At 49.5% G+C, this 6493-nt stretch carries 5 protein-coding genes and 1 tRNA gene; all 6 read left to right on the top strand.

The window, feature by feature from the left end:
- Window positions 1-63: 63 nt before the first annotated feature.
- Window positions 64-137 (top strand) — tRNA-Met (locus GF404_11320).
- 228 nt (window positions 138-365) lie between these two features.
- Complete coding sequence (locus tag GF404_11315) at window positions 366-2042, top strand: hypothetical protein (GenBank protein MBD3382770.1); 1677 nt, start codon at window positions 366-368, stop codon at window positions 2040-2042.
- A 62-nt stretch (window positions 2043-2104) separates the two neighbouring features.
- The gene (locus GF404_11310; GenBank protein MBD3382769.1) at window positions 2105-2344 is read left to right on the top strand and encodes a hypothetical protein; all 240 of its coding nucleotides are present in this window, start codon (window positions 2105-2107) and stop codon (window positions 2342-2344) included.
- 113 nt (window positions 2345-2457) lie between these two features.
- Window positions 2458-4428: a 1,4-alpha-glucan branching protein GlgB gene (gene glgB / locus GF404_11305; protein MBD3382768.1), complete on the top strand. Its 1971-nt coding sequence runs from the start codon at window positions 2458-2460 to the stop codon at window positions 4426-4428.
- Window positions 4429-4832: 404 nt separating this feature from the next.
- Window positions 4833-5681, top strand: coding sequence for a hypothetical protein (locus tag GF404_11300; GenBank protein ID MBD3382767.1), 849 nt, complete (start codon window positions 4833-4835; stop codon window positions 5679-5681).
- A gap of 50 nt (window positions 5682-5731) precedes the next feature.
- On the top strand, window positions 5732-6493 hold a 762-nt coding region (locus tag GF404_11295; GenBank protein ID MBD3382766.1), incomplete at its 3' end, for a hydrogenase.

The following is a 6493-nucleotide window of genomic DNA, read 5'->3' as shown; positions in this document are numbered from 1 at the left end:
TTGGGTTATATTAATATGATTGCTTGACAGGACAGATTAAACTTATATATTTGATGACTTCGATGCGGGGTGGAGCAGTCTGGTAGCTCGTCGGGCTCATAACCCGAAGGTCGCTGGTTCAAATCCAGCCCCCGCTATTTTTTGTCTGTCAATAACTGGATTCCTCTTACAACAAACTCAAACTCTTAAACCCATGTAACTTCATGTTCTGATTGTATTGTTCAACAGCACATCTCGGCTTCTCAATAGAAGCAGACGGACTCCTATTTTCACGGTGTCGCTGTCTTACTTGTTCTTTACAAATCCACGTTTTTAGCTATATTGCTTCCGGAATATACTTGCACGTTTTTAATACAGGCTTAGCGATGATAACCGGACAAATCAAGAAAGATTTTAACAGGCCTTTCCGGCTGTGTTTCATGGCGGCTATTTTCATGGTCATACTATTTGGCCTGACGGGCGACTGTCCGGCAGAGCAACCACTGCACAACTCGAACGACCTCAATTCTGCCAGGATGTGCGCTGAATGGGAACCGGCATTGGGCACTCTGATCCGCTGGCCGATCGGTATCCCTGTCGCGCTGGTGGTAGAGCTGGCTAAAGACGACAGCCTGTATGTACTGGTCGAGAATCAATCCCAGGAGAATCAGGCTATCAATAACTTCCAGTCCTGGGGAGTCAATCTCGACCACTGTCATTTCATCCGGGCTGACACATACTCCCACTGGACCCGTGACTGGGGACCCCATTCGGTCTTCACCTCCGAAGGCGAATGGACGATCATGGATCCGATTTTTGACGGCTACCCCTGGGTTCCGGGCAAAGATGATTTCAGGTCAGCATACTATAAGTCAAAGGGCTACGAGGAGGACGACCTGGTCAATGGCGTGCTTGCGCAGGAACTGGCCTGTTCGCTTCTGGCGCTTCCGGCATACCTGACCGGAGGCAATATTATGGTCGATGGGCACGGCACCGCCTTTTCCACCCGGCAGATGATCGATGAAAACTCTTCTCTTATGACCGAAAACGATTTCTTAGATCTTCTCGAAGACTACGCCGGCCTGACCGATTATCACATCCTCAGCAATACTGAGGACTACGGCATCCAGCATATCGACTGTTCGGCAAAACTGCTCGATGAGGAAACCGTCCTGATCCAGGAATTGCCGGCATGGCATCCCGAAAAATGGCGTATGGATCGGCTGGTGGCCGAATTTGAAAGCTTTACGACCTGCTATGGCAACCCGTATGAGATCGTACGGATCTACTGCGGTTCTTATAATGGCAATTCGACAGCGGCCTATACTAATTCGCTGATATTGAACAAAAAAGTCCTGGTCCCGATGTTCAATATCGATTCGGATTCGTCGGCGTTGCAGACATACCGTGAGGCGATGCCCGGTTATGAGGTGATCGGCTTTTATTATGCCAATTGGTATTACTACGACGCCCTGCATTGCAGAACGATGGCAATCTTCGATCGGGACATGCTTCGGATCGCCCATGATTCCCCCGATTCTCTGGTTGAAAGCGACAGCGGGTTCAGCCTGACTGTTTTTATCGACGACATGAGCGAGGCCGGACTGGTTCCGCAGGATTTGCAGATCAAATGGCGCAAGCAGTTTGAAATCGAGTGGGATTCTGTTTACCTGGAAGAGGTTGCGGTCGATTCATTTTCCGCATCGATTCCCGCCCATGACGACGGTGTTGTCATAGAGTATTATTTCCAGGCCGGTGATTCAACCGGACGGTGTGAGCAGTTGCCCCGTGGCGCGCCGGAGGGGTTTTTCAGTTTTTATATTTTGCCCGGACCGGTCATGTGCGGAGATGCCAACTCCGATGATATTGTCGATGTCTCCGATGCTGTATATATCATCAACTACGCTTTCGCGGGTGGACCGGCTCCTGATCCTGAGGAGGCCGGTGATGCTAACTGCGATGTTGGCGTGGATGTCTCCGACGCTGTATATATCATCAACTATGCCTTTGCGGGTGGCAACGCTCCCTGTGACACGGATGGCGATGGCGAACCGGATTGCTGATAAAAAACGAATAATATCCCGGCGGATGCGGGCAAGATTGTTACCTGCCATAGAAAAAACCGATGATTGAGATTTCTCCGCTCGCTCTCAATCACAGACTGGAACTCGGTCAAAATGATGACTCGCATGTCCATGTCATGGCGGGAAGCGTAGCGACAACGCAATCTGTCATGAAAAGATCGTCGCTCTTCATCCACGATGACAATTTAAGAGATAAAGCATCTGACGGAACTCTGCCGCTTCATCCCTGTTCAAATAAACACCTGTGCAATTCCGGCAATTATCCGATCCATATAGTATAATGTATAGTAACCTGTTAGGCGCTAAATTGCATTGAGGGCAAGTGAATTGCCATTGAATGGATACCAAAAGCTGACTGGACATGGTAAATCTAAAACCCGGGGAGTGAAGCTGGTTGAAGGATAATCAATACGGATCGAGTTTCGATGACCGAACGGAAGTAAGTAAAGTTAGCAAATTCTCGCTATTCACGGACCACGATATTTACCTCTTCCGTGAGGGCAACCATTTCCGCCTGTACGAGAAGATGGGCTCCCATGTAGTCACTCACAAGAATCAAAAGGGTACATATTTCGCGGTCTGGGCACCCAATGCTGAATCGGTCTCGGTAATCGGTAATTTCAATCACTGGAACAACCAGAGCCACAGGCTGATTCTACGGCAGGATCAGTCCGGAATCTGGGAGGGATTTATTCCGGCTGTCGGTCACGGTGAGCTTTACAAGTACCACATTCATTCCCGTCTCAACAATTACAGGGTGGACAAGGCCGATCCCTTCGCACGTTTCTGGGAGCTGTCCCCGCGTACAGCCTCTGTCGTCTGGGATACAGATTATGAGTGGAATGACCATGACTGGATGATCAGCCGTCACAGACATAACAGCCTCGACGCTCCCTGGTCGGTCTATGAGATCCATACCGGATCATTCATGAGAGTTCCGGAAGAAGCGAACCGTTCTTTGAGTTATCGTGAGTTGGCCGAAAAGCTGGTCGATTACCTTAAAAAGATGAATTTCACCCATGTCGAGATGATGCCGGTTATGGAACACCCGTTTTACGGTTCCTGGGGTTACCAGACGATTGGATATTTCGCCCCCACCAGCAGATATGGTACCCCGCAGGATTTCATGTACCTGGTTGACAGGCTTCACCAGGCCGGAATCGGAGTTATCATGGATACCGTCCCGGCCCATTTCCCGATGGATGAGCATGGTCCGATCTTTTTCGACGGTACTCATCTGTATGAACATGCTGATCCTCGCCTGGGCTACCATCCGGATTGGAAAAGCGCGATCTTCAACTACGGTCGCAACGAGGTCAGAAATTACCTGATCAGCAATGCTATCTTCTGGCTCGACCTTTACCATATCGACGGCCTGCGTGTCGACGCGGTTGCTTCCATGCTGTATCTCGATTATTCCCGCAGGGAGGGTGAATGGTACCCGAACCGTTATGGGGGCAACGAAAACATCGAGGCGGTCGAATATCTCAAGAAGTTCAACCAAACGGTTTACCAGTACTTTCCCGATGTCCAGACAATCGCGGAGGAATCCACAGCGTGGCCGATGGTCACCCGTCCGGTCTACCTGGGAGGCCTCGGTTTCGGGATGAAATGGAATATGGGATGGATGCATGATGCGCTGGATTACTTCTCGAAAGATCCAGTTTTCCGCAAGTACTATCATAATAACCTGACCTTCAGCCTCTGTTACGCATTTTCAGAAAATTTCATGCTTCCCCTCTCCCATGATGAAGTGGTCCATGGGAAGGGGTCACTTCTCGACAAGATGCCCGGTGATGAATGGCAGAAGATGGCCAACCTCAGGCTTCTGCTGAGCATTCAATTCACCCACCCGGGCAAGAAATTACTTTTCATGGGCGGTGAAATCGGGCAATGCGGCGAATGGAACCATGATTCCTCGGTCGCCTGGCATCTTCTCGACTATCCCCCTCATGACGGTTTACGACGGATGGTCGAAGACCTGAATAGAATTTACAGAGACGAATCGGCCCTCCATGAAATCGATTTCCATCTCGAGGGATTTCAGTGGATTGACAGCAATGACTGGGAAAAAAGTATCATCAGCTTCATGCGTAAATCCACCGATCTGGAGCAGAAACTCGTGATCGTCGCCAATTTCACACCCCGGGTCTATGAGAATTACCGTGTCGGTCTGCCGGATTTCGGACACTGGGAAGAGATCTTCAACAGTGACGCCGGCTACTATCACGGTAGCAATAAGGGCAACTACGGTGGAGTTCAAACTCATCCAGATCCGATGCATGGTCACGATCAATCGGTATCGCTGACACTTCCACCACTCGGAATGATTATCCTCAAACATCGATCCGACTTTAATCTATAGCCGCACACCGGTTTCACGTTTAATATGATCGCACAGGCACAGACACACTCGAGCATTGAGATTCCATCTCAAACAGTACACTAACATAATCCGTATTCAATAAATATAGAGCATTAGTAACTATATTGATATATTTTTCACAAAATATGTCAAATCATCAAGTTAAGAGGTCGTTTCAGCGCGCTGCACGCAGATTTCTGTCAACAACTCTTCGAGGACTGATAAGTACAAATTAAGAGGTACTTTATAAATCAACTAAAGATGCATTATTAGTGAAATCTGCTTGACGACGCTTGTGAATATAGTTACAATGTTTTGTTACTCTTTGGCAATCGAATCAGTACTCCCCTCTGAATTCTATATTCGAGGATTAAGACATAGATCGCAACTACTGGAGGTTGATTATGCAAGATTCAAAGGCCTCGGATATTCTGGTAGAATACGATGGCAGAAAGGGCAGTATAATCTCGCTTCTGGAGACTATCCAGGCCCAGTACGGTTATCTGCCTCGTGAACAATTGGAAGATTTATCAGAAAAAACCGGACGCTCTTTGGTGGATATTTATGGGGTAGCGACTTTCTACAAGGCATTCAGCCTGACTCCCCGCGGACAGCACCTGGTATCGGTCTGCCTGGGAACTGCCTGTCATGTAAAGGGAGGTCCCTCGATCGCCAAGGAGATTCAAAGACAGTTAAATATCAAACCGGGTGAGACCACTGAAGACAAGATGTTCACATTGGAGGTTGTCAACTGCCTGGGAGCCTGCGCGATCGGGCCGGTGGTGGTGATCGACGGCCACTATTTCCCCAAAGTCAGCCCATCCAACGTGAAAGCGATCCTGGATAAGGCGCGCACCGGACTGGATATCATCGAAGTCGAAAGCGATGAGCGCGTGTTCCCGATCGAGGTCAGCTGTTCGCGTTGCAATCACAGCCTGATGAATCCGGATATCGAAATCGACGGTCATCCGGCGGTGGTAGTAACGGTTTCATTCAAGCAGAAACATGGCTGGTTGGCGCTCTCGAGCCTCTACGGCAGTTATAATACCAAAACCAAGCATGAGATCCCCGAAGGTGCAATTGTGAATATTTTCTGCCCCTACTGTCATTCGGAGATGATCGGCAGCACCGAGTGTTCCGAGTGTGGCGCGCCGATGGTGCCGATGATAGTGCGCGGAGGCGGAATGGTGCAGATCTGCACCCGCCAGGGATGCCGCGGTCATATGCTGGATTTGAGCGGAGTGACGATGTAATATCCCTTTTTAAATAGAAAAATGTGCATTAAAAATATCAGGAAATAACTATGCAGCAACTGAGATCCATTGAAGAATTCAAGATCCTTCACGAAAGGTTATCGAGCGACCTTGACCCGAGACCGCAGTTGGTAATTTCCAATGGTACATGCGGTCAAGCCAGCGGTTCCAATGACCTGATCAGGATTGCAAAGAAGGTTCTGATTCAGCAGAACCTGACCGGTAAAATCGGCCTCAATGTTACCGGCTGTCACGGTTTCTGCGAAACTGAACCATCAATTCTGGTAGAGCCACAGCGCACATTCTACCCGCGTGTAGATCCCGCAGACATCCCGCGGATTATCGAATCCGTAGTGCATGGAGATGTTGTCGAGGATCTGCTCTACCGTGACCCGGTCAGCCGTGAGAGGATCGAAAAGCAGGATGATATCCCCTTTTACAAGCATCAAGACCGTGTTTTGCTGTCAAAAAGTGAAAAGATCGACCCGATTCGGATATTCAATTATATCCGCAACGGCGGTTACACGGCGTTTTGCAAACTCTATGAAAGCACCGAACCGGAAGCTGTCGTCGAGGCAGTCAAGACCTCCGGACTGCGCGGGCGGGGCGGTGCCGGTTTCCCGACCGGCCTGAAATGGGAACTGCTTTCGAAGCAGTCTTCCAAAGGAGGTAAGGTATTGATTTGCAACGCCGACGAGGGCGACCCCGGGGCTTATATGGACCGCAGCCTGCTGGAGGGCAACCCCCACAGCATCATCGAAGGTATGCTGATCGGGGCTCTGGCTACCGGCGCAACCGAGGGTATTATTTAC

This window comes from Candidatus Zixiibacteriota bacterium (assembly GCA_014728145.1).
Lineage (GTDB): Bacteria > Zixibacteria > MSB-5A5 > JAABVY01 > JAABVY01 > WJMC01.
Note: the sequence above shows the minus strand (reverse complement) of the source record. Positions and strands in the feature narration are given on the sequence as shown.